Origin of the sequence: Rhodococcus sp. BS-15 (assembly GCF_000813105.1) — a bacterium.
Taxonomy (GTDB): Bacteria; Actinomycetota; Actinomycetes; order Mycobacteriales; family Mycobacteriaceae; genus Rhodococcoides.
This window is the reverse complement of sequence record NZ_BAOX01000626.1, coordinates 1-683: the sequence shown is the minus strand read 5'-3', so window position 1 is coordinate 683 and position 683 is coordinate 1. Positions and strand designations below refer to the sequence as shown.

At 69.7% G+C, this 683-nt stretch carries 1 protein-coding gene and 1 pseudogene; both read left to right on the top strand.

Annotation, left to right across the window (positions count from 1 at the left end; translation table 11 throughout):
• A partial coding sequence (locus RHBS_RS28350; RefSeq protein WP_236745432.1) for a hypothetical protein occupies positions 1 to 413 on the top strand: 413 nt, incomplete at its 5' end.
• 17 nt (positions 414 to 430) lie between these two features.
• Positions 431 to 683: pseudogene (locus RHBS_RS28345) on the top strand (DUF3558 domain-containing protein); the annotation flags it as partial.

Here is a 683-nt window from a genome sequence, read left to right as displayed (position 1 = left end):
CGAGAACGCGCCTGCGCCCCCCGCCCGGGCCGGCTCCCGTGCCCGTCCTGCAGATTCCCAACCTCGGGGTCACCGTCGGCGGACTCGTCGTTCCGGATCAGTGGATCGGCACGATCGAGGTCGCCAGCACCGAGACGCCTGGACTGACCCACATCTGGGGCCGCGCCGCCGAGCCGCGGATCTGCACGTCGTACCAGAACTTCGCCAGCCTGCAGGTCGACTTCGTCAACATCGCCAACGGACGCACCGGGTCGGTGAACGCACCGATCTGCCAGCAGGGCAACGGCGTGTTCGAGCCCTCGGGGCCGGTCGTCGCCGATACCGGCAGCGGCCCGGTCCTGTTCACCGCACACGTCCTCGCCTACGGCATTCTGTTCGACATTCCCGGCGTCGGCGGATTCTCGGCCCCGTAGATGTGAGCCCCTGGCAGATGACGAGACGGTTCGCGATGGTCGCGGCGGCAACAGCTGTGCTGATCGCCGGGTGCGGCGGTGCGGAGGACGACGCTGCGTCGACGGAGGACGCTGCCCCGACCAGCGCGGCATACGACGCCCGGCCCCTTCTTCGGCGAATGCGGATCGATCACCGACGCGAGGTGCAGTCCGCGTTCGGCGCGGGCCCGTTCGGACAGGTCACCCGCAATTCCGTCGGTTGCCAGTGGGAGACCACGGGCTTCGGCGGAC